The 22,204-nt window shown below is 59.7% G+C and carries 20 protein-coding genes; 9 read left to right on the forward strand and 11 right to left on the reverse strand.

What is annotated here, in order from left to right; genetic code table 11:
• Positions 1-9: 9 nt before the first annotated feature.
• Positions 10-978 (reverse strand): TRAP transporter small permease subunit, encoded by a 969-nt coding sequence (locus K3756_RS09400; protein ID WP_259986902.1) that lies wholly within the window; start codon positions 976-978, stop codon positions 10-12.
• Between the two features lie 118 nt (positions 979-1,096).
• On the reverse strand, positions 1,097-2,185 hold the full coding sequence (locus K3756_RS09405; RefSeq protein WP_259986903.1) for a TRAP transporter substrate-binding protein: 1,089 nt from the start codon (positions 2,183-2,185) through the stop codon (positions 1,097-1,099).
• 266 nt (positions 2,186-2,451) lie between these two features.
• Here K3756_RS09405 and K3756_RS09410 point away from each other — a divergent pair, with 266 nt between their 5' ends.
• Both K3756_RS09410 and K3756_RS09415 read left to right on the forward strand, forming a co-directional pair.
• Entirely contained in the window at positions 2,452-3,873 is a 1,422-nt protein-coding gene (locus K3756_RS09410; RefSeq protein WP_259986905.1) for a cache domain-containing protein, read from the forward strand.
• Entirely contained in the window at positions 3,870-4,514 is a 645-nt protein-coding gene (locus K3756_RS09415) for a response regulator transcription factor (RefSeq protein WP_259986907.1), read from the forward strand. Before K3756_RS09410 ends, K3756_RS09415 begins: the two co-directional genes overlap by 4 nt.
• Before the next feature lie 57 nt (positions 4,515-4,571).
• On the opposite strand, the gene K3756_RS09420 is transcribed toward K3756_RS09415, so the two are convergent.
• Positions 4,572-4,853 carry a hypothetical protein gene (locus tag K3756_RS09420; protein ID WP_259986908.1) on the reverse strand — a complete coding sequence of 94 codons (282 nt, stop codon included), beginning with the start codon at positions 4,851-4,853 and terminating at the stop codon, positions 4,572-4,574.
• A gap of 486 nt (positions 4,854-5,339) precedes the next feature.
• Here K3756_RS09420 and K3756_RS09425 point away from each other — a divergent pair, with 486 nt between their 5' ends.
• Both K3756_RS09425 and ilvN read left to right on the forward strand, forming a co-directional pair.
• On the forward strand, positions 5,340-7,091 hold the full coding sequence (locus K3756_RS09425; RefSeq protein WP_259986910.1) for an acetolactate synthase 3 large subunit: 1,752 nt from the start codon (positions 5,340-5,342) through the stop codon (positions 7,089-7,091).
• Positions 7,092-7,258: 167 nt separating this feature from the next.
• Complete coding sequence (gene ilvN, locus K3756_RS09430; protein WP_259986912.1) at positions 7,259-7,819, forward strand: acetolactate synthase small subunit; 561 nt, start codon at positions 7,259-7,261, stop codon at positions 7,817-7,819.
• A gap of 280 nt (positions 7,820-8,099) precedes the next feature.
• Here the strand turns inward: ilvN and K3756_RS09435 are convergent, their stop codons facing one another.
• Together K3756_RS09435 and K3756_RS09440 are read right to left on the reverse strand one after the other, a co-directional pair.
• Entirely contained in the window at positions 8,100-8,399 is a 300-nt protein-coding gene (locus tag K3756_RS09435; RefSeq protein ID WP_259986914.1) for a hypothetical protein, read from the reverse strand.
• Positions 8,400-8,715: 316 nt separating this feature from the next.
• Positions 8,716-9,012: a cold shock domain-containing protein gene (locus K3756_RS09440; protein ID WP_259986916.1), complete on the reverse strand. Its 297-nt coding sequence runs from the start codon at positions 9,010-9,012 to the stop codon at positions 8,716-8,718.
• A gap of 221 nt (positions 9,013-9,233) precedes the next feature.
• Here K3756_RS09440 and K3756_RS09445 point away from each other — a divergent pair, with 221 nt between their 5' ends.
• The 3 genes from K3756_RS09445 to K3756_RS09455 all read left to right on the forward strand — a co-directional run bounded on the left by K3756_RS09445 (position 9,234) and on the right by K3756_RS09455 (position 11,515).
• Positions 9,234-10,034, forward strand: a complete 801-nt coding sequence (locus K3756_RS09445) for a helix-turn-helix domain-containing protein (protein ID WP_259986918.1) — start codon at positions 9,234-9,236, stop codon at positions 10,032-10,034.
• Positions 10,035-10,130: 96 nt separating this feature from the next.
• A complete protein-coding gene (locus K3756_RS09450; protein ID WP_259986919.1) occupies positions 10,131-11,276 on the forward strand; it encodes an aromatic ring-hydroxylating dioxygenase subunit alpha in 1,146 nt (381 codons plus the stop codon).
• Entirely contained in the window at positions 11,273-11,515 is a 243-nt protein-coding gene (locus K3756_RS09455; protein WP_259986920.1) for a hypothetical protein, read from the forward strand. Before K3756_RS09450 ends, K3756_RS09455 begins: the two co-directional genes overlap by 4 nt.
• Here the strand turns inward: K3756_RS09455 and K3756_RS09460 are convergent.
• From K3756_RS09460 to K3756_RS09485, 6 genes are all read right to left on the reverse strand, one after another.
• Positions 11,453-12,256, reverse strand: coding sequence for a DUF2189 domain-containing protein (locus K3756_RS09460; RefSeq protein ID WP_259986921.1), 804 nt, complete (start codon positions 12,254-12,256; stop codon positions 11,453-11,455). The genes K3756_RS09455 and K3756_RS09460 overlap by 63 nt on opposite strands.
• A 1-nt stretch (position 12,257) precedes the next feature.
• Positions 12,258-13,667, reverse strand: coding sequence for an amidase (locus K3756_RS09465; RefSeq protein WP_259986922.1), 1,410 nt, complete (start codon positions 13,665-13,667; stop codon positions 12,258-12,260).
• Positions 13,668-13,716: 49 nt separating this feature from the next.
• A complete protein-coding gene (prfB, locus tag K3756_RS09470; RefSeq protein WP_259986923.1) occupies positions 13,717-14,841 on the reverse strand; it encodes a peptide chain release factor 2 in 1,125 nt (374 codons plus the stop codon).
• Positions 14,842-14,950: 109 nt separating this feature from the next.
• Positions 14,951-17,494: a penicillin-binding protein 1A gene (locus tag K3756_RS09475; protein WP_259986924.1), complete on the reverse strand. Its 2,544-nt coding sequence runs from the start codon at positions 17,492-17,494 to the stop codon at positions 14,951-14,953.
• 137 nt (positions 17,495-17,631) lie between these two features.
• Entirely contained in the window at positions 17,632-18,846 is a 1,215-nt protein-coding gene (locus K3756_RS09480) for an N-acetylmuramoyl-L-alanine amidase (RefSeq protein ID WP_259986926.1), read from the reverse strand.
• A gap of 66 nt (positions 18,847-18,912) precedes the next feature.
• Positions 18,913-20,064, reverse strand: a complete 1,152-nt coding sequence (locus K3756_RS09485; RefSeq protein WP_259986928.1) for a pyridoxal phosphate-dependent aminotransferase — start codon at positions 20,062-20,064, stop codon at positions 18,913-18,915.
• Between the two features lie 22 nt (positions 20,065-20,086).
• Here K3756_RS09485 and K3756_RS09490 point away from each other — a divergent pair, with 22 nt between their 5' ends.
• Positions 20,087-21,421 carry a M48 family metalloprotease gene (locus K3756_RS09490; RefSeq protein WP_259986929.1) on the forward strand — a complete coding sequence of 445 codons (1,335 nt, stop codon included), beginning with the start codon at positions 20,087-20,089 and terminating at the stop codon, positions 21,419-21,421.
• A gap of 4 nt (positions 21,422-21,425) precedes the next feature.
• On the forward strand, positions 21,426-22,169 hold the full coding sequence (locus K3756_RS09495; protein ID WP_259986930.1) for a DsbA family protein: 744 nt from the start codon (positions 21,426-21,428) through the stop codon (positions 22,167-22,169).
• Positions 22,170-22,204 lie beyond the last annotated feature (35 nt).

Genomic DNA, 22,204 nt, shown 5'->3' on the forward strand with positions numbered 1-22,204 from the left:
TCTCCTAAATTAGTGTGTGCCTTCGTAGGCTTCTTCACCTTCGCCCAGCGTGTCGCGGTCGAGGTATTTGTTCTCGGATTCTTCGCCTTCGCGGAATTCGCACCATGAACGGTAGAACACGGCCAATGCCTGCAGCATCACCATGACGCAGAAGAGGCACAGCAAGACCTTGAAGATGAAATAGCCGTTGAAGCCGTTTGGCGAGAAACCGATGGTTTCGACGTTCCATTTCAACAGGCGTGACTTGCGCAGCAGCAGCTCCAGCCGGTCCGAAGCAGACGGGTTTGGCGTGACCAGATGGCGCCACATGAAGAACCAGCCGTAAAGCCATGTTACAATTGCAAAAGGCAGCATGAAGAACAGCGCACCGAACATGTCGACGATTTTCTTGGTGCGGAATTTTGCGCCCGCATAGAACAGATCGACACGCACGTGCCCACCTTGAATGAACGTGTAGGCCACGCACATGCACACCACGAGCGCGTTGAAAAGTTTGAGTTCTTCGGCGTACCAGCTGATGTCGAATTGCAGCGGGATGCCGAAGCCGATCGCGATATCGGGCCGCGTAAAAATCCGCTGCATGAACACGATCACGATTTGCTGGATGACCATGATCAGACCGGCCCAGGCAAAAAAGCGACCCGCGCCATTCCCGATCGCTTCGAGCACGCGCACACAGCCCCACATGAAGGCCCGTTTCCAGATCCCGAAACCGGTGATCACCAGAACGATAAGTAACATGGCGAAGAAGAATTCGACCGATCCGCCGTAATAGATGAAACGCATCAGGGATTCTTTATTTCCCCAATCGAGCCACAGTCCCGGCTGCACGATGGCGGCGGGAATGTTGTATGCCGCTTCCAGCAGGTTGCCGGTCACGAACTGGATGAACCCAGAATCCTGGAACTTGTCGAGACAGCTGAGGTCTGCTCCTTCAGCTGCGCGGAAAAATCCCGAACATTGCACGTCGTCTGCCATCTGTCCCCCCTCGCCGGTGCCTCATCGGCACCTGATGCGCCCCGGATGGGGCGGCCCGTTGTCGTGATATGCGTCAGGGGCCGCACGTGGCGGCCCCTGAACTGATCTGCTTGGGCGCTTAGCCCGCGTTGCGTACCCGCTCACGCTGTTCGACATAGAATGCGTCGGATTTCGACAGCCATTCGGCCGAAGATGTGAGCGACGCTTCAAAGCTTTCGCGTGTTTTCGCAAACAGCTCGTCACCCATGTTTTCATCCATGACTTCTGCGGATGCGGCACCGAAGGCATCCCATACGTCATCGGAGAACTGCATGGTTTTCACACCTTGCTGCTGCAGACGCGACAGAGCGGCACCGTTGTTGGCCAGTGTCTGGGCCAGCTGAACGTGCGTTGTTGCCATGCATGCGTACTCGATGATCTTCTGGTGTGCGGGAGACAGGTCGTTGAAGACGTCGAGGTTGACAGCTGCGGCCAGACCCGAACCCGGCTCGTGGAAACCAGCGGTGTAGTAGACCTTCGCCACTTCCTGGAAGCCGGCGCGTTCGTCTGCGAACGGGCCAACCCACTCCAGACCGTCCAGCGCACCCGAGGACAGCGCCTGATAAAGCTCACCACCGGGGATGTTCTGAACGGATGCGCCCAGTTTGCCCAGCACCTTGCCACCCAGACCCGGCATGCGGAATTTCAGGCCGTTGAAGTCGGCAGCGGAGCCGATTTCGTTGCGGAACCAACCGCCCGACTGGGACCCGGAGTTCCCGGCCAGGAAGGATTTCAGGTTGAAGATTTCACCCAGTTCGTTGTGCAGCTCATGGCCGCCACCGTGGTGATACCAGTTTGTCAGCTCTTGCGCTGTGCCGCCGAATGGAACGGCTGTGTAATAGGCATACGCAGGGTGCTGGCCGATGAAGTAATAGTCGGCCGAGTGATACATATCTGCCTGACCCGAGGACACGGCGTCAAATACTTCGAACGCACCAACCAGCTCGCCGGGGGCTTTCTTCTCGATGGTCAGGGTGCCATCGGACATCTCGTTTACCATCGTGTTGAGGTAAGATGCCGCATCATCCAGAACGGCGAAGCCGCGGGGCCAGGATGTGACCATTGTCAGGGTCTGGTGACCGGCCGCGTAAGCCGGTGCCGCGAGTGTTGTTGCTGCAGCGGCCGAACCGCCCAGGGCAGATGTCTTCAAAAATGAACGACGATCCATAGTGATTTCCTCCCGGAATTTGCGCCTGCGTGGCATTTCCTCCGCACGCAGGTCGTTTCAAGTGTCGCTACGGTAACGAGCCGTTCGGGATTGGAAATACCCACTACTGCGCAGTGAACGCTAACAATATGATTTTAGGCGAACAAAATTAGCCCGCGCGGCACTCGCCAACGCCTTTCAGGGCCACCGGGCCCCCGTTTTGCCCCTATAGGTTGTGAAATTCGTCCCTCCTTTGCAATCGTGGCGATTCATCGTATCGACATCGGATGCGACTGCTGCGCTCCTACATCTCGTTTTCCTACGCCCAGAAACTGACCCTTCTGGCGAGCGTTCCATTGGTTCTGGCCGTTGCGGCGATTGCGGTTCTTGTTGCCGCACAATCGCGGGCTCTGGCCGACCGCGAGATCAATGCGCTTGAGACACAGCTGATCGAGGCCAAGAAGGCCGAGTTGCGCAATTACGTCACGCAGGCGCGCAACGGCTTCTATTTCATCTATGGGCCTGCAGCCCCCAATGATGTCGGGGCCAAGGAAAGGGTCGCCCAGATCCTGTCGGCGATGATCTACGGCGAGGAAGGCCAGTTTTTCGTCTACGACTACGACGGAAACGCGATTGTCAGCCCGCGCGAAACCGAACGCATCGGCGGCAATTTTACCGGCGAAGCTGACGCGCAGGGCACGCCCGTCGTCGACCGGTTGATCGAGATCGCGCGCGACGGCGCAGGTTATCACACCTATATGTGGCCCAAGCCCTCGACCGGCGAAATCGCCCAGAAGATTTCCTATGTGACGTCCTTCCCGTCCTGGCAGTGGGCGGTCGGCACGGGCGTATTCATCGACGATGTGCTGGCCACCGTCGCGACCGCCCGCGCGGACGTCGAAGAACGCGTGCAGCGCACATTCATCTATATCGGCGCGATCACCCTCGCCGCTTTGCTGTTGGTCTTTGGCACGGGCATGGGGCTCAACCTGCGCGAACGGCGGCTTGCCGACGCGAAGCTGAAAAAGCTCACGCAAAGGGTGTTCGATGCGCAGGAGGAAGAGCGCGGCCGCGTTGCACGCGAATTGCATGACGGGATCAGCCAGATTCTTGTCGGTGTGCGCTACGCGTTGGACAATGCCCGAAGGCGTCTGGAACGGGGCGACCCCAAGGCAAAGGAACCGCTTGGCAAAGGCATCGCATCGCTGAGCGAGGCCATTTCCGAAGTGCGCAGGATCAGCCGCGATCTGCGCCCCGGTGTGCTTGACGATCTGGGGCTCGGTCCGGCACTCAAGACGCTCGCCGAGGAGTTCGAAGCGCGCACTGGTATCACTGTGAGCTATTCAACGGTGGTGTTTCGCAACCGTCTGGACAACAACTCGAAGATTGCCCTTTACCGCATTGCCCAGGAAGCCCTGACGAATATCGAACGCCACGCGGCCGCCACGCATGTCACCGTCGATCTGCGCGGACACCGCCGCGGCGCCACGCTATCGATTACCGACAATGGCCGCGGCTTTGAGCCCCGGCGCGGCACCGCGGGGCTGGGCCTGCGAAACATGCAGGAACGGATCGATCAGCTGGGCGGAAGCTTGCATCTGAGGCCACAACTTGGCAAAGGCACGCAAATCGAGGCTTCAGTGCCACTGACCCACATGCTGCCCCCCGAAACCGACGGGGCAAATGAAACGCGAAAGGCCCTTACATGAGCCTCCCCTACCGCATCGTGATCGTCGACGATCACCCCATGGTCGCCGAAGGAATACAGTCGATCCTCGAAAGCTACGATGATGTCAATGTCGTCGGCACCCTGACAAACGGCCGCGCGGTGATCGACCAGTTGGATACGCTCGACCCCGATGTCATCCTGATGGATCTGAACATGCCCGAAATCGGCGGGCTGTCTGCCACGGAGATAGTGTTGGAAAAACGCCCCGGTACGCGGATCGTGATCCTGTCGATGCATGACAATCCCGAATATATTTCCTCCGCGCTCAGCCACGGGGCGATGGGATATATCCTCAAGGACGTACCCACGGACGAAATAAAGCAGGCGATCGACACGGTCATGTCGGGAGAGCGTTACCTATGTACCGGTGCGAAAGGATCGCTCGCGCCGAAAGAGGGCGGCACGCGCGAGGCATTGACCGGGCGCGAACAGACGATCCTGCTCCAGCTCGCACAAGGACAAAGCAACAAGGCCGTGGCCCTGACGCTCGATATCTCCGTACGCACCGTCGAAACGCATCGCAAGAATATCAAGCGCAAGCTGGGCATTTCTTCGACGGCCGGTCTGACGCGGTATGCTTTGGAACACGGCGTTCTACAGGGAACAGGCGCAGATTTTTGACATGCAAAAGCCCCGGCCAGACTGGCACGGGGCTTTGGGTCAAACTGTGTTGATCAGTTATCCGTCGTTTTGTGGCGGTTGGATGTCGATCCCGGGCACGGTGAATGTGCTTTCTTCCATCGTCACGTCGATGTCGGGTGTTTCGACAGTCACCTCTTCCTGCGTCAGATTGATCTCGCCAACTTCGGCGTCAAACGCGGGCATTTGGCCCTCTTCGACATCGATATTCACATCGGGCAACCGGGCCTCTTGGGTCTGGTCGATGTCGATCATGTAGACACCTGCCGCGATAACCACTGCGCCAAGTGCGATTGCTGCGATTGTACCTGCGGTTTTCATAACGTCTCCTAAAATATTGCGCGACACCGGATGTTTAGGTCGCTGTTGGGGGACGAACGGCTTGGATCACAAAAATGTTCCAAGCCAATTTCAAACAATTTTATTGAAACCTTACAGTTCAGCGCGTCGGAACACCTGAATTTCACGCAAGTTTCGCGATGCGACAGCTTGACGCAAGATAATTCCGCAAATTTCCCGCTCTCGGACATAAAAAGAGAAGGATTGGCTGTTGACGCCCCCGAGCACGCTGAATAATGTCCCCACATGATCTTGAGGAGCTTTAGGACCATGATGGACCTAGTCGTCATTGTAGGACACACGCGCATGGACCGGTAACGGTACACCATATTCGAACCCATGCGCCCCCGACCAAAATCGGGGGCTTTTTTATGCGCCCAGCACTGCTCGACCCGCTGCCCGAAATCAGACGTAGAAATGGCCCCGAATGGCCGCAGGCAAATTGCCGCAAAAGAGGACGACACGACAATGACACGCCAGATGACCGGAGCGAAGATGATCGTTCAAGCCCTGATTGATCAGGGTGTCGATACCGTATTTGGGTATCCCGGCGGGGCCGTCCTACCGATTTACGACGAGATTTTTCAGCAAAACCACATCAAGCATATTCTCGTGCGCCACGAGCAGGGTGCGGTTCACGCCGCAGAAGGCTATGCCCGCTCGACAGGCAAACCCGGTGTGGTGCTGGTCACCTCCGGCCCCGGTGCGACCAACGCGGTCACAGGCCTGACCGATGCTCTTCTGGACAGCATTCCGATTGTTGTTCTCACTGGACAAGTGCCGACCTTCATGATCGGATCTGACGCGTTTCAGGAAGCGGACACCGTGGGCATCACGCGCCCCTGTACCAAGCATAACTGGTTGGTCAAGGAGACGGACAAGCTTTCGGGCGTCATCCACGAAGCATTCCACATCGCCACGAACGGGCGTCCCGGCCCCGTTCTGGTCGATATCCCCAAGGACGTGCAATTCGCCAATGGCACGTATGAGCCAAAGAAACCTTCGGCGTCACATTACCAGCCGCAGCTCAAGGGCGACATGGAAGCGATCACCGAACTGGTCGAAGCAATTGAGAAAGCGAAGCGCCCAGTATTCTATACCGGCGGTGGTGTCATCAACTCCGGTCCCGGCGCCAGCCAGCTCTTGCGCGAACTGGTCGAGGCGACGGGCTTTCCCATCACGTCCACGCTCATGGGTCTGGGCTGCTATCCCGCATCGGGTGGCAAATGGCTGGGAATGCTGGGCATGCACGGCACCTACGAGGCCAACATGTGCATGCACGACTGCGACCTGATGATCAACATAGGTGCCCGCTTTGATGACCGCATCACCGGTGTGGTCGAGAAATTCAGCCCCAATTCGACCAAGGCACATATCGATATCGATCCGTCATCGATCAACAAGGTCATTCGCGTCGATATCCCGATCATGGGCGATGTGGGCCATGTGCTCGAAGACCTGCTCAAGGTCTGGAAATCGCGGGGCCGCAAGACAAACACCGAAGCGGTTGTGAAATGGTGGCGCCAGATCGAAGAGTGGCGCGCGGTCGACTGCCTGAAGTTCACCCAGAAAGGCAACACGATCAAACCACAACACGCGCTGGCCCGGCTCGAGGCGCTGACCAAGGACCACGACCGCTATATCTGCACCGAGGTCGGCCAGCACCAGATGTGGGCCGCGCAGTATATCGGCTTTGAAGATCCCAATCGCTGGATGACGTCCGGTGGTCTGGGCACGATGGGCTACGGCTTTCCGGCCTCCATCGGCGTGCAGATGGCCCACCCCGAAAGCCTTGTGATCAACGTGGCCGGCGAAGCGTCCTGGCTGATGAACATGCAGGAAATGGGCACTGCCGTGCAGTACAATCTGCCGGTCAAGCAGTTCATTCTGAACAACGAACGGCTCGGCATGGTGCGCCAGTGGCAGGAATTGCTGCACGGTGAGCGGTATTCACAGTCGTGGTCCGAGGCCCTGCCCGATTTCGTCAAGCTGGCCGAAGCCTTCGGGGCCAAAGGCATCCTGTGTCAGGACCCCGCCGATCTTGATGATGCAATCATGGAAATGATCAATCACGACGGTCCCGTGATCTTCGATTGTCTGGTGGAAAAGCACGAAAACTGCTTCCCGATGATCCCCTCGGGCAAAGCCCACAATGAAATGATCATGGGTGAAGTCGATACATCAACCGCCATCGATGCCGAGGGCAAGGTGCTTGTCTAGACGCGCGGCCCCTGTCCTCGCGCTGGCTGCCCTGACGCTATCACCGGCAGTCGGCGGCGCAGTCCGCCGCGGCGCTGATGGCAAAAACCGCCCTTTCGCCGTGGTACGTCACGGCGCGCCCCACGTCGGTGGCTCCTCGCTCACCCCTTTTTCTGAAAGGCCCCCACATGTCCGCACTAAACCTTAAAAAAGGCTCCACCAGCCATTCCGCCTACAACTTGCGCCCGACGTTCTCGGACACGGTTGAAAGGCACACGCTTGCCGTTCTGGTCGAAAACGAACCCGGCGTTCTGGCCCGCGTGATTGGTTTGTTCTCGGGACGCGGCTACAATATCGACAGTCTAACGGTCGCCGAAGTGGACCACACCGGTCATCTGAGCCGTGTCACCATCGTCACTTCCGGCACACCGCAGATCATCGAACAGATCAAGGCACAGCTGGGGCGCATCATCTCGGTGCGTGAAGTCCATGACCTGACGGTCGAGGGTGCGAGCGTGGAACGGGAACTGGCGATGCTTAAGGTGACGGGCACCGGCGAAAAGAGGGTTGAGGCCTTGCGGCTGGCCGACATTTTTCGCGCAAATGTGGTCGACAGCACGCTGGAGAGCTTCGTGTTCGAAATTACCGGTGCACCTGACAAGATCGACGCGTTTGCCGATCTCATGCGTCCGCTCGGGCTGGCCGAAATCGCCCGCACCGGCGTTGCCGCCCTGTCGCGCGGGGACTGATACCGGCGCGACCTTCAGCGGCTATGGCGATAGGGCGAAAGGCGCATATCTGGGATGGCGCAAGCCCTTGTGACGCCCTTCACAGAAACGGATCGGGCAGGTCGGGATACACACCCCTGCTGATCAACCTTCGCTAGACTACACGCCCGGTCGGTACATCAACAGCCACCGACAACTGCGGTAATGTAACGCCAGCGTGGGGATGCTCTCGGCCCGCCCTCCGGATACGAAAAAAGGCGGCTCATACAGAGCCGCCTCTTTTCTACAAATCCAATTCGGATCAATCTTCTTCTTCGTAGTCGCGGTCCACGTCTTCCCGCTCGACCTCGTCAATATCGCCACTGCCGTCGCGATCATACTGGGTGAAGCGGGCGTCATTGTACTCGCCCTCGTCGACAGACCTGTCGCCATTTGCGTCCATTGCAGCGAAATCACCCTTCAGTTTGACGCCGGCGTCGAATTCTTCCCGGCTGTATTTGCCGTCGCCGTCGCTGTCCCAGTCCTCTTCCGCCAGTGCGGGGGCCGCGATGGCCAAAGCTGCGGTTGTGGCGGTGATGCTCAATAGTGTCTTGAAAGACATGTCTTGCTCCTTCGTTATCTTAAGTGCACGTTTCGTGCGTCATTCGGTAAACGCGCCGACCCGCGCAGCGTTCCAAATTTCCACCCACGCGCCCCGACCGACCGGCACCATTCCGCCAATACCGCCGCCGCCCGAAGGACCCAACTGTGCCCAAGTTGGATAGAAACAAGTGAAATGAGAAACGCCGATGACAATCCGCGGAACTATTCATCGAATGTCGATACCGGCGTTCGGCCGCTTTTGACGGAGCCGAACCGGGGGCGTGGTTCGGCTGACCTTTGTGGTCTCAGATCGCGACTACAGCAGCGGCCGCCTCTTAATGGCTCGTACGACCGCGGCGAAATGGCAGTATCCGCGCCGTCGCAGGCTGCTTTGACGCCTCTTGTCGCAGCTGATCCGGCAGGTCCGGGTGCCCTTGCCGGTCGATCAACCTTGGATTGATCGCGCGCCGCAGCTTTGGCGCCTGCTCTATGTCGAATTGCACCATATCGCCTGCGCCAAATCCCTCTGCGCTTGGGCCTTCGGGATTGTAGAAAGCAAGGTCGCCATGGTCTTCGCACCAGAAAACCGCCTTGCGATGTGACGTATCACTCCAAAGTACAACACCGTACATGCCAGCCTCCTTGGCTCGTTGTTTGTCTTACCTCTATCTTACAGCGCGGTGCGGCAGAGGTGATCGCGATATTTGCCTGTGCATGCAGTCGTTTGTGTCGATTGCAGCAAAAACTGACGCGTATTGGCATCAGACGAGCGGTTTGAATGCAGAGCAATATCTGCTAAGTTATTAATAATAAATATATTTTAACAAGCCTAGGTTGTTTGGATGACACGATTATGACTTCATCAGTTTACAGATCTCCCGTCGCCCTGCGCGACATGTTCAGCGCAAATCTACGCACGCTTGTGCGGGGCCAACGCTCCATATCGCAGTTGTCGCGGCAGCTGGGCATCAACCGGACGCAATTCAACAGATACCTCTCTGGCGAGAGTTTTCCCCGCCCCGATGTTCTCGCACGGATCTGCGATTTTTTCGACATTGATGCGAGGGTCCTGCTGGAACCGATCGACAGTATCCGGAACACACCCCCCGCCCGGCCCCGCTCTTTTCTGGGTGATTTTGTGGGCGCAGGCATTGAATTCATTGCGGAAGAGCATTTCCCCACAGGGTTCTACAGAACCAGCCGCCGGAGTTTCGAAGCGCCGGATCGGTTTGTTCTTGGCCTTGTCCACGTCTGCCGCGAAGGCGCGTCGACCTACGTACGTGGCTACGACAACGCGCAGGCGATGGCACAGGCCGGATTGCCGCACTCGCCTCATGCGCGTGAATTTCGGGGCGCTGTGGCCGAACAGGACGAAGGACTGACCATCTTGGCTACACGGCGCGGGGCGCTTGGTGGCACCATGAGCTATCTGCGCAGGGTGGCGTCATTCGAAAACAACTACTGGTTGGGCTACGCGGCGCGCACGGTGCCCGAAGGGACACGGGGCATTCGGGTGACCCGTCTGGTCCATGAATTTCTGGGCACGCGAATCGCCAATGCGATCGCCGCACGACGTACAGGGGGCCTTATGGCTGTATCCGAGCTCCCCGAGTTCCATCACAGGTTGCTTCAACCCAGCCACGCCTTTCGCTGAGCACTGCGGACGTCGCACAGGGGAAAGTCGGGTCGGTGACAGGCCGTCATCAAGCCCCTAGCCATGGTAGTCGTAATCATCTGCGAGGAGAGTGCCATGACCGTTTTCACTGATCTGACCCGTGTCCGGAACCCGATTTCTTCAGCCAACGGATTGCCGAACGCGCATTATATCGATCCGGATATTTTCACCGAAGAGCGCGATGCCGTTCTGTTCGACAACTGGTCCGGTCTGGCGGTCACGGCGGATGTTCCGGAGATCGGTGATGCAAAGCCTTTCACCTTTTTGGGCATGCCTCTGCTGCTGCTGCGTGACAAGGCCGGTGCGGTCCGCGTTTTCCAGAACATTTGCCGCCACCGTGGCATGATCCTTGTGGCGGAACCGCGCAAGATCGAAGGCGCGATCCGCTGCCCCTATCATTCGTGGTGTTATGGCACAGACGGACGGCTGGTCAGCACGCCGCACGTTGGCGGCCCGGGGCACAACACACACAAAGGCATCGACCGCGACACGCTGGGTTTGATCGAAGTGCGCAGCCATGTGTGGATGAACGTCGTCTGGATAAATGTCTCGGGTACTGCTGCGCCATTCGAGGAGGCGAATGCCGACCTGATCGCACGGTGGGCCGAATTTGACGTACCGCTCCATCACGGCGGTGCAGACAGCGCGTTCAGGCTCGATCTGGCCTGCAACTGGAAACTCGCTGTCGAAAATTACTGCGAAAGCTATCACTTGCCTTGGGTGCATCCCGGCCTGAACAGCTATTCCCGACTGGAGGATCACTACCATATCGAAAGCGCCGGTCACTTTTCCGGTCAGGGCACATGGGTGTACCGGCAATTGATCGACGACGCGGGCAACCGGTTTCCCGATTTTAAGGGTCTGAGCGATAAATGGGATACCGCCGCGGAATACATCTCCGCCTTTCCGAACGTGCTGCTGGGCGTGCACCGCGATCATGCGTTTGTCATCATCCTGACCCCGGACGGGCCGGAGCGCACGGTCGAAAACATCCACCTGTTTTACGCGGACGCACAAACAGACGCGGACCTGCGCGCCCGTAATACGGCACAGTGGAAAGAGGTTTTCCGCGAGGATATCTTTGTTGTTGAAGGGATGCAGCGCGGCCGCCATGCCAGCGGGTTCGACGGGGGCCGCTTTTCGCCAGCGATGGATGGCCCGACGCATCTTTTCCACGATTGGGTCGCCGCACAGCTAGAGCGTCGCCGCGCTGCAGAATGAAAGAAGCGCAGCTTGATGATGCGCTGATCGCAGCCCATGCAGCGGATGATGCGGACGCCTTGATCACGCTTTACACCCGTGCGGCGGATGGGGCGCAGGATGAAGACAGGGCGTGCTTTTATCTGACCCACGCAATGGTTTTCGCGCTCGAAGCGGGAGATGCGCGGGCGCAGACGCTACGCGCGCGCCTCGTTTCCTGCGGGCGTGAAATCGCGCAGTCCGGCGTAGACATGCCATGACGCGTGCCCCAGCCAAGGCAAAACCAGCATCAGCCCCACAAAGCCCGGCACCATCGCCAGCAAAAGCATCACGGCGATAAACGCGGCCCATCCCAGCATGGACAAAGGATGCTCAATCACCATCCCGACGCTGCGGATCATCGCGGTGACGTAATCCACATCTCGGTCGAGCAGCATCGGCAGCCCCAGAACGCAGATCGCAAACAGCAAAAGCGCAAAGCCACCGCCAACGAATGATCCCATGCCCAGCATCGCCAAGCCGTCGGTAGAGATGAAAACGTCGAGTGAGCTCATGACGTTTGTCATCGGTTTAAGCCCTAGAAACAGCGCAAATATCATGTGGCCGAGGAAAAACCAGAACAGCAGCATGAACATCATCAGCGCACAAAGCCAAGGCAGCTGCCGCGTCCGTTCTTCCCAGAGGACAGACAGAACCTGACCGACCGAAGGTGTTTCTCCACGCGCCCGCAGGCGTGACACTTCGTAGGTTCCGAGCGCCGCAAAGGGCGCAACCAGCGGAAACCCGAAAACCCCGAGCACCAGCCAGAACGTGTGACCGGCCCAGACCGTTAGACCGACAAGCGCCCACCCCGCCAGAACGCACAGCCCCGCGGCAAGAAGCCCAAAGGCCGGTGCTGCGCGAAAGTCGCGTGCGCCATCGGTCAGGGCTTCCTTAAAAAGCGCAAGGTCGGGTTGGCCGAAGGCGGGCGCTCCGTGCTCTTTGGGGGCTGTTTTGATCATGTCAGACCTCCGGTGGTCGCGTCTGGGGCCACAGCGTTTCGACGTGCCATTGCTGTGCGAGTTGCAACAACCGCGCATTGCTCCCACGCGGGCCGATCAATTGCAGGCCGCCGGGCAGGCCATCGTCGTTGAAACCGCACGGGATATTGACGACGGGCAGCCCGATCAGGCTGGCCGGTATGACCACCTGCATCCACCTATGATACGTGTCCATCGCGCGTCCGGCAATCCGCTTTGGAAAATCGAGAGTTCCGTCTAAGGGCCAGAGCTGCGCCGAGGGCAAAACCATGACATCGATTTTCTGGAAAAGCGCGGTCGCCGCGCGCATCCAGTCGGAGCGTATTTCGGAGGCCTGCTGGATCTGTCTGGCCCCGAGCGCCACGCCCCTGCCCACTTCCCATTGTGCAGCCTCTTTCAGCGCGTCTCTGCGGGCAGGATCGTCATAGATGTCGGCTAAGCCGCCAGCGACGGCAAAGGACCGCAGATCGCACCATGACTGCCACATCGCATCGGCATCGAAGGGGGCCTTCAATGCCGCGACGTGATGGCCCATCGATTCAAGCTGGCGCAGGGCGTTTTCGGAAAACGTCATGATGCCTTCTTCAACCGCAAAAGCACCGCCCCAATCCCCTGCCCACCCGATACGCAGCGCGCCGGGGTCTTCCGCGATCGTTGGCGCGCAGGCATGAGAATGTTGGCATAAAGGCAGTCGTGGATCGGGTCCGGTCATCGTATCGAGCAGCATGGCAAGATCGGTCGGGCTGCGGGCCATCGGCCCCGCCGTGGAAAGCTGGTGCAGAAACATGTCGCCTTCGGGGGATGGCGGTACCGTTCCCCAGGACGGGCGCATGCCATAGACGTTGTTCCAACCGGCGGGGTTCCGCAGACTGCCCATCATATCGGACCCGTCCGCAACGCTCAGCATGCGGGTGGCCAATGCGGCGGCTGCGCCCCCCGATGATCCCCCCGCACTGCGGCTGGGATCAAAAGGGTTTCGCGTACGACCGTGCACAGGATTGTACGTATGGCTGCCCAATCCGAATTCCGGTGTGTTGGTCTTTCCGATCACGATGGCACCGGCGGCGCGCAGCCTCGCCACCATCAAATCATCGCTCTGCGCAATCTGGCCCGCAAACAGGGGCGATCCTTGCGATGTGGGCAGACCGGCCGCATTCGCAAGATCCTTGATCGCGATGGGGATTCCGTGGAGCCATCCCTCCCTTTCGGCCGCGTCCGCCGCCCGTGCCTGCGCCAGCAGAGCATCGGGATCTTGCAGGCTCACGATCGCATTCACGACAGGGTTGATGGCATCGATCCGGGCGAGTGTCGCCTGCATCAGATCGTGGGCGGAAAATTGACGGCGGGCCAAAGCATCAGCCTGCGCATGTGCGTCTAGATCGAGTATATCCATCCCGCATGCAACCACGGCATGGCCATGGGTTGCAACGCCTTGGGATGATTTAGTCGCCTTGCGCTTCCGCGCGGCTCTTGCCGGATACCGCCAGCGCCAGCGTAGCCCCCATTAATCCGTCCAGATCACCATCGAGCACTCCCTTGGTGTCTGACGTCTCATAATTGGTACGCAGGTCTTTGACCATCTGGTAGGGTTGTAGCACGTAGGAACGGATCTGGTTGCCCCACCCTGCGTCGCCCGCGCTTTCGTGTGCTTCGTTCACCAAGGCGGACCGTTTGTCCAATTCCATCTGGTAAAGGCGCGATTTCAGCGCTTTCATCGCAATGTCGCGGTTCTGGTGCTGCGACTTTTCGGAACTGGTCACCACGATGCCGGTGGGGTGGTGGGTGATGCGTACGGCCGAGTCGGTGGTGTTAACGTGCTGGCCGCCTGCCCCCGAAGACCGGTAGGTATCGATACGAATATCTGCCGGGTTCACTTCGATTTCGATATTGTCGTCCACCACCGGATACACCTTAACGGAGGTGAACGATGTGTGCCGCTTGGCCGCAGAGTCAAAGGGTGAAATACGCACAAGTCGGTGCACGCCGCTTTCGGACTTCAGCCAGCCGTAGGCGTTGTGGCCGTTGATCTTGTATGTCGCCGATTTGATGCCCGCCTCTTCGCCGGCACTTTCGGACTGCAGTTCGACCTTATACCCCTTCTTCTCGGCCCAGCGGACGTACATCCGCGCCAACATGGAGGCCCAGTCACACGATTCAGTACCACCCGCGCCGGAATTGATCTCGAGGAAGGTGTCGTTGCTGTCCGCTTCGCCATCCAGCAGCGCTTCCAGCTCCTTTTGCGCCGCGGTTTCGGCAAGCGCGGTAAGCGCCGCCTCGGCCTCGGCTACGACTTCCTCGTCCTCTTCCATCTCGCCCAGTTCGATCAGGTCGATGTTGTCTTGCAGATCGGTTTTTATGCCGTCGTAGGTGCCCATCGCGTCAACCAGCGCCTGACGCTCGCGCATCAGCTTCTGGGCCGCTTCCGGATCGTCCCACAGATTTGGGTCCTCGACACGGGCGTTGAATTCTTCAAGCCGGTAGGGGGCCGTTTCCACGTTGAGCCGCTGGGCGAGCAGCTCCAACGACTTCTGGATTTTATCGACTGTATTTTGTGCTTCTGCGCGCATTCTCAAGGCCTTCCCTATCGGTCCTTGACGCATAAACCACGGGGCGCAAAGGCTCAAGCGGAAGGGACGTGCGATCGAGACACGCCGGGGCGCCGACGCGCCCCACCCCTCAGTACAATCCGCCGGAGCTGAGCGTGCCGAAACCCGCTTTCGGGCCGACCACCGCTTTTTTGCCGGTCGAGGTTGTCACCTGCCGCGCGCCTCCGCCGCCAAGCTCTTCGACCAGTGGCAAATCCGATCCCATCGCAAAACCGCCGTCGAAGGTAATGCCAAAGTTGATGAATTCGCCTTCGCGGAAACACTCGGACACAACATTGTTGCCCGAGGCGCCAGCACTCAGGCGGGCACCGCTGAAGCGGTCGATCTTGATGAACTCGCAGCCCTCGGGAACCGAAAACTTGCCGCCGCCGTATTTCTCCACTGCCTTCGCCATAAAACGCTGGAACACCGGACCGCACATGCCACCACCCGATGCACCGCGCCCCAGGCTGCGGGGTTGGTCATAGCCGATATAGCAGCCCGCGACGATGTTGCTGGTGAACCCGACGAACCAAACATCCTTGGCGTCGTTCGTGGTGCCCGTCTTGCCCGCCGTGGGAACGGGCAGGTTGACGGTCTTGCGGGCCGTCCCACGATCGACGACGCCGCGCATCATGGACGTCAGCTGATAGGCCGTGATCGGATCCATCACGCGTTCGCGGTTTGACACGATCTTCGGCGCTTCGCCGGGGGCGAGGCTGCCCAGTTCACAATCCGTGCAGGTGCGCTTGTCGTGTTTGTAAACGGTACGGCCATAGCGGTCCTGCACCCGGTCGACCAAGGTCGGCTGCACCCGTTCGCCCCCGTTCGCGAACATCGCATAGGCCGCGACCATCTGGTACAACGTCGTCTCCTGCGAACCCAGAGCGTTGGCCAGCACCGGCGACAGGTTTTCGTACACCCCGAAGCGCTCGGCGTAGTCCCCCACAACGTCCATCCCCACTTCCTGCGCCAAACGGATTGTCATGAGGTTGCGCGACTGTTCGATGCCCGTACGCAGTGGCGTAGGCCCGTAGTAGCGGTTCGAAGCGTTCTTGGGGCGCCATACACCCTGCGGCGTGTTTATTTCGATGGGCGCGTCGACAACGATGGTGGCCGGTGTATAGCCGCTGTCGAGTGCTGACGCGAAGACGAAGGGCTTGAAGCTCGATCCCGGCTGGCGCTTTGCCTGAGTGGCACGGTTGAACACGGATGCCTGATAGCTGAAGCCCCCCTGCATCGCGATCACGCGGCCGGTGTTCACGTCCATCGCGACAAAGCCGCCCTGCACCGCAGGCACCTGTCGCAGGGTCCACCGAATAAAGCTGCCGTCGGCGTCTGTTACCATGCGGCGCACCAGCACGACATCGCCGACATCGACCAGATCACCGCGGGCGCCCAGCTTTCCGTCAGAACCGCGCGCGCGGGCCCATTCCATGTCCTTTGGCGGTACCCAGTTGCTGCCCTCGGCGGTTTCGACATTTTCGATGCCCAAACGTGCACCCTGCCCTGACACTTCGAGCACAACAGCCGGATACCATTGCGTTTCAAGGAAGATATCGCGGGGAACACGCAAATCCGCGAGCGCCGCACGCCAGCTTTCCTCGCTCTGCAGCGCTTCGGCGGGCAAGGTCTGCCCCGTACCGCGCCAAACGCCCTGCCCGCGATCGTATTGTTCAAGCTGACGCCGCAACGCGTCTGCCGCTATCGGCTGCATTTCGTTGTCGATCGTCGCGCGGACCGTCAGACCACCGGTGAAAAACTCGCCTTCGCCGAAATCCTCGGAAAGCTGGCGACGGATTTCATCGGTAAAGTAGTCGCGCGGAGGAAGGTCAGCCTTGAAGCTTTCAAAGTCACCATTCTGAACGGAGCGCAGCGGTGCTGCGACTTCTTTCTGGTAAGCCGCTTCCGTGATGAACCCGTTTTCCTTCATTTCCCGCAGCACGAAATTGCGCCGGTTCATCAGACGGTCCTTGCGACGCACGGGGTGATAATCCGACGGCGCCTTGGGCAGGCTCGCCAGAAATGCCGCTTCGTGCGGGGCCAGGTCGCCAAGGGTCTTGTTGAAATACGTCTGGCTGGCCGCGGCCACGCCATAGGAGTTCTGGCCAAGAAAAATCTCGTTGAGGTACAGCTCGAGGATCTTTTCCTTCGACAGGGTCTCTTCGAGACGCGCGGCAAGGATGATCTCCTTGATCTTGCGTTCTGCGCGGCGATCCCCCGAAAGCAGGAAGTTTTTCATCACCTGCTGCGTAATCGTCGACGCGCCGCGCACGTCGCGCCCGCGCGATTTCACCGCATCATACGCGGCTGCACCAATCCCGCGCAGGTCATATCCGTCATGTTCGTAGAAATTCTTGTCTTCCGCGCTGATGAAAGCCTGCTTCACCAGTTCAGGAATCGTGTCGGCGGGGGCGAACAGGCGCCTCTCGGTGGCAAATTCGTCGATCAGCTTGCCCTGCCCCGAATAGATCCGGCTGATGGTCGGAGGGGTATACTGCGCAAGGGATTCGTGGCTGGGAAGATCACGCCCGTACATCCAAAAGATTGCACCGATCGTCAGCGCAGCCGCGGCCACGCCCATCGTTATCGTGGTAAAGATGCCGCCGAAGAAAGACAGGATAAATCGAAACACGCGCGCGATCCTTGAAAACTGGAAGTTTTTCTAACCGTCCTATACGCCCCTGCGGGGCTATCGTCAAAACCTGACGGGCCGTCGCGGGGCGATTTACCGCCGAATATTGCAGGTTTTTGCGACCGCGGGTGCAGGTCTTACTGTCGCACCAGCGGCCGCAGGGCCAGATCGTCGTCGCGCCACCTGACCAAGGCTTCGGCCATGCCCTGCACCATGCCCTGTCGCCACACCGGATCACGCAAATTCGCTAGATCACGATCCGAGCTCAGAAAACCGATCTCGACCAGAACACTGGGAATATCCGCGGACTTGAGGACCGAAAAACCCGCCTGTCGCAACGGGCGGCGGTTCATCGGCCCGCCCGCTTGCGCCATGCCCGCGCTCAGGCTTTGCGCCAATGCCACCGACCGCGGCTCCGTTTCCTGACGTGCAAGATCGAGCAGCACACTCGCCACCTGATCGTCCGATCCCGTCAGGTCTGCGCCGGCAATGATGTCGGACCGGTCGTGGCGTGCCGCCAGATGCTCGGTTGCGGCATCGCTGGCCTCGTCGGACAAGGTATAGACGGTCGCTCCTTTCGCGCCGCCCTGGCTCAGACTGTCGGCATGCAGAGATATGAACACATCGCCGCGCATCCGGTGGGCGATGGCCACCCGCGCCTCGAGCGAGACAAACACATCCTCCTCACGCGTCAGCACAACCTCGACGCCCAGACGGCGCAATGCATCCGCCAGAGACCGCGCAAAGGCCAGCATCAGGTCTTTTTCGTTGGTTTGGCCCCGCTCCGCGCCCGGATCGATGCCCCCGTGACCGGGGTCCAGTACGACGACGAATGCGTCGTCATCCACGCGTGGCGCGGCCGGTGTTTTCAGAAACGCAGGCATCCAACCGGGATCGTCGGGCGCGCCACTGGCCGCTGCAAAAGCATCCGCATCCGCCTTGCGCAGCGAGATTTCAAGCGTCGCGCGGCCCGTGTCGCGCACCACCGGCATCGAGATTTCCCGTGGCAGCATCGGACCGTCAAGCTCGGCGACAAGCCGCGACCAACCGGGACGATACGCACCAAACCTCACGGCCGTCACGTTGCCCGGTTGGGCAAGCAGATCGGCCGATTGAACCCCGCCAAAATCGACTTCACGAAAATCCACAACCAAGCGTGGCGGATCATTCAGCGTGAAAACGCGAAACGGCACCCCCTGGCTGAGGTGCAGCGCGATGTCGGTGCTCCCGAACCAACCGTCCTCGATTGCGCTCGCGTCAGCATCGACACGGGCCAGCGCGGACAATTGTTGCGCCTGTACGGCACAAACGGCCCAGAGGACGCACAGAATGCTGAGGCAAAACGATTTCATAACTGCTCTTGGTCGCTGCTCTGATTTGGACCTTTGGCGGAGGTTACCACCGCGCCGCCAAGCAATCTAGCGTGATTGGCGTGCGTTCATGAAGGTTTGAAGCCGGGCCAGACCTTCCTTGATGTCCTGCGTGGCGCGGGCATAGGAAAACCGCAATGTGGTGAGCCCGCGCACGGAATCGAAATCTAGCCCGGGTGTGACGGCGACACCGGCCTTTTCCAGAATTTCCGCGGCGAATGCGCGGCTGTCATTGGTCAGGTCACTTACATCGGCATAAACATAAAAGGCCCCGTCGGGCGGCGCGATGGAGGTGAAACCCGCCCGTGGCAACCCTTCGAGCATCAAGCCGCGGTTGGTGCGGTAGACCTCCATGTTCGCCTCAAGCTCATCGGTGCAATCCATGGCCGCGAGCGCGGCGACCTGACTGACGTGCGGCGCACAAATGAACATGTTCTGGGCAATACGCTCGACCACACGGACCTGATCATGCGGCACGACCATCCAGCCCACGCGCCATCCGGTCATCGAGAAATACTTGGAAAAGCTGTTGATGACATAGGCTTCATCGCTGACTTGAAGCGCGCTGACCGCCTTTTTCTCGTATTCGATGCCGTGGTAAATTTCGTCCGAGATGAATGATGCACCGGCCTCTGCGCAGGCGCTCATGATGTCGGTCATCGCGGCGCGGTCGAGCATGGTGCCCGTCGGATTGGCTGGTGACGCCACCAGCAAGCCACGCAAGGCCTGGCCCGCAAGATCGGCGGCAACGGGCTGGAAACGATTGGCCGGATCGGTTTGTAAATCGACAGGCTGCATACCCAGAGCGCGCAGGATCTGGCGGTAGCTGGGATAACCCGGTGCGCCGATGCCTACCCTGTCGCCGCTGTCAAACAATGCCGTGAAACTGAGCAGAAAACCCGCCGAAGAGCCGGACGTCACGACAACGCGGGCGGGATCCAGATCGATATCGTACCATTCACCGTACATTTGAGCGATCCGCGCCCGCAAAGCAGGCAGACCCAGCGCAACGGTATACCCCAGCGGCCCTTCCTGCATCGACCGGCCGATTTCCGCCAAGGCGCCTTGCGGCGCACCGGTGCCGGGCTGGCCCACTTCCATATGGATGATGTTCCGCCCTGCGGCTTCTGCCGCGGCGGCGGCCTGCATGACATCCATCACAATGAAGGGATCGACCTGGGACCGGGTTGAATTTCGCACGCCGTAGCTCCTTAATGGTATCATGAGCTTTCACCGCATCCCCCTCGCAAGGTCAATCCCCGCCCTCGCGCTGAGCCTTCTTGTCGCGTTGCCTACAAACGCTGCGGGTCTGCTGCGCGACGCGGATATGGAATACGCCCTCAAGCAGATATCTGCCCCCATATTGCGCGCGGCCGGACTGAACCCGAACCGGGTAAAGGTGCTGGTGGTCGATGAGGGCAGCCTGAACGCCTTTGTCGTCAGCAATGACGCGATCTTTGTGCACCGCGGGCTTATTACCAAGCTGGGCGACGCTACCCAACTTCAAGGCGTGATCGCCCACGAAGCCGCCCATATCGCCAACGGCCATATTGCGCGGCGCATGAACAATATCGCCAACGCGCGCACGCTTGCTGGCCTTGGTGCAGCCATCGCCGTTGCCGCCGCTGCTGCAGGTGGGGGTCAAGCCGCGGGCGGCATTGCCCTCGGTACCCAGTCATCGGTTCAGCGTGCGCTTCTGGGCCATACGCGCGCGGAAGAAGCGTCTGCCGATCAATCGGCCGTGCGCTACATGAAAGCGGCTGGCGCCAATCCGTCCGGTATGCTCGACACGCTCAAGATATTTGAGGGTCAGGAGGCCCTGTCTGCCGCCCGGCAAGACCCCTACACACGATCCCATCCGCTCAGCCGGGACCGTATCCGGGCGTTGCGCGGTATCGTGGCAAGCTATGGCGAATCCGCTCCGGATCCGGCAGCGCGCTATTGGTTTTCACGGCTGCGGGGAAAATTGTCGGCCTACACCCGTGCCCCGGGCTGGACCCTGCGCCGTGCGGGCGACAGCGGGTACCGCGATGTGGCGCTGTTGCGCCAAGCGGTGGCCCACCACCGCAACTCGCGCACCAAAAAGGCGCTTGCAGCCATTGATCAGGCAATCGCGCTGCGCCCGACCGATCCGTTCCTGCACGATCAGCGGGGCCAGATACTGCTTGAGACGCGAAATTTTGCCGCAGCACAGAACGCCTATGGCCGGGCGGTGAAACTGTCGCCGAACGATCCTTTGCTGTTGTCAGGCTACGGCCGCGCATTGCTTGCTTCAGGATCGCCTGCCAAGGCCTTGCCTGTACTCGAAAAATCAAGATGGCAGGATGCGCGTGACGGCATCATGCTGCGGGATCTGGCGACGGCATATGCCAAAACGGGCCAGACCGGCATGGCCGCTGTCACCACGGCCGAAAGATATGCCCTGCGCGGACGCTTGAAAGATGCCGGCATTCACGCCAAACGTGCTGTTGACCTTCTACCGCGCGGCTCCGGCCCGTGGTCCCGCGCACAGGATGTGCTGATTGCATCCGAACGCGCCGCAAAGAAACGAAAGTGAATTGATGAAAAAGCTGATCGCCACAACCGCCCTTCTCTCCTGTGTCTCCCTTTCGACGCAGGCACAGTCGCTGAAGCCGATGACCGACGAAGAGCGCGCGCTTTTCCGTGCCGAGGTTCGCTCCTACTTGATGCAGAACCCCGAAGTCATCATGGAAGCGATTGACGTTCTGCGCGCCAACGAAGCGCAAGCCCAGGCGCAGGCTGATCTGACACTTGTCAGTGACAACGCCGCAGCGATATTCGACGACGGGTATTCATGGGTCGGCGGCAACCCGGACGGCGATATTACACTGGTCGAATTTCTCGATTACCGTTGCGGGTATTGCAAACGTGCCCATGACGAGGTGGCAGAGTTGCTGGAGAGCGATGGCAATATCCGCCTGATTGTCAAAGAGCTTCCGATCCTCGGTGAAGCATCCGTGCTCGCGTCCCGCTTTGCGGTCGCGGTCAAGCAGGTCGCTGGCGATGACAGCTATAAAGCCATCAATGACGCGCTGATGTCCTTTAACGGCGACATTTCCATGCCCCAGTTGCGCCGCCTCGGCAGCACTTTCGGGCTCGATATGGACGCCATCGAAACGCGTATGGACAGCGAGGAAGTCACCGCAGAGATCGCCCAGACACGCGCGCTTGCCCAACTGCTCAACATTACCGGCACACCGACGTTCGTCATGCAGGACGAACTTCTGCGCGGCTATCTTCCGTTAGAACAGATGCAGGCGATCGTGGCACAAAAGCGCGGATGAAAAGCGCAGGCCGCACTACCCGCTTGGCCGTCTAG

This window comes from Sulfitobacter sp. S190 (genome assembly GCF_025141935.1).
In the GTDB taxonomy this organism is placed as follows: Bacteria; Pseudomonadota; Alphaproteobacteria; order Rhodobacterales; family Rhodobacteraceae; genus Sulfitobacter.

Bases quoted from the DNA above. Each gene is read 5' to 3' on its own strand.
- K3756_RS09435 (WP_259986914.1), bottom strand. From the start codon at position 8,399: ATGTCTTTCAAGACACTATTGAGCATCACCGCCACAACCGCAGCTTTG.
- K3756_RS09490 (WP_259986929.1), top strand. From the start codon at position 20,087: ATGAGCTTTCACCGCATCCCCCTCGCAAGGTCAATCCCCGCCCTCGCG.
- K3756_RS09460 (WP_259986921.1), bottom strand. From the start codon at position 12,256: ATGATCAAAACAGCCCCCAAAGAGCACGGAGCGCCCGCCTTCGGCCAA.
- K3756_RS09400 (WP_259986902.1), bottom strand. From the start codon at position 978: ATGGCAGACGACGTGCAATGTTCGGGATTTTTCCGCGCAGCTGAAGGA.
- ilvN (WP_259986912.1), top strand. From the start codon at position 7,259: ATGTCCGCACTAAACCTTAAAAAAGGCTCCACCAGCCATTCCGCCTAC.
- K3756_RS09440 (WP_259986916.1), bottom strand. From the start codon at position 9,012: ATGTACGGTGTTGTACTTTGGAGTGATACGTCACATCGCAAGGCGGTT.
- K3756_RS09425 (WP_259986910.1), top strand. From the start codon at position 5,340: ATGACACGCCAGATGACCGGAGCGAAGATGATCGTTCAAGCCCTGATT.
- prfB (WP_259986923.1), bottom strand. From the start codon at position 14,841: ATGCGCGCAGAAGCACAAAATACAGTCGATAAAATCCAGAAGTCGTTG.
- K3756_RS09445 (WP_259986918.1), top strand. From the start codon at position 9,234: ATGACTTCATCAGTTTACAGATCTCCCGTCGCCCTGCGCGACATGTTC.
- K3756_RS09410 (WP_259986905.1), top strand. From the start codon at position 2,452: ATGCGACTGCTGCGCTCCTACATCTCGTTTTCCTACGCCCAGAAACTG.
- K3756_RS09495 (WP_259986930.1), top strand. From the start codon at position 21,426: ATGAAAAAGCTGATCGCCACAACCGCCCTTCTCTCCTGTGTCTCCCTT.
- K3756_RS09465 (WP_259986922.1), bottom strand. From the start codon at position 13,667: ATGGATATACTCGATCTAGACGCACATGCGCAGGCTGATGCTTTGGCC.
- K3756_RS09405 (WP_259986903.1), bottom strand. From the start codon at position 2,185: ATGGATCGTCGTTCATTTTTGAAGACATCTGCCCTGGGCGGTTCGGCC.
- K3756_RS09450 (WP_259986919.1), top strand. From the start codon at position 10,131: ATGACCGTTTTCACTGATCTGACCCGTGTCCGGAACCCGATTTCTTCA.
- K3756_RS09415 (WP_259986907.1), top strand. From the start codon at position 3,870: ATGAGCCTCCCCTACCGCATCGTGATCGTCGACGATCACCCCATGGTC.
- K3756_RS09455 (WP_259986920.1), top strand. From the start codon at position 11,273: ATGAAAGAAGCGCAGCTTGATGATGCGCTGATCGCAGCCCATGCAGCG.
- K3756_RS09420 (WP_259986908.1), bottom strand. From the start codon at position 4,853: ATGAAAACCGCAGGTACAATCGCAGCAATCGCACTTGGCGCAGTGGTT.
- K3756_RS09480 (WP_259986926.1), bottom strand. From the start codon at position 18,846: ATGAAATCGTTTTGCCTCAGCATTCTGTGCGTCCTCTGGGCCGTTTGT.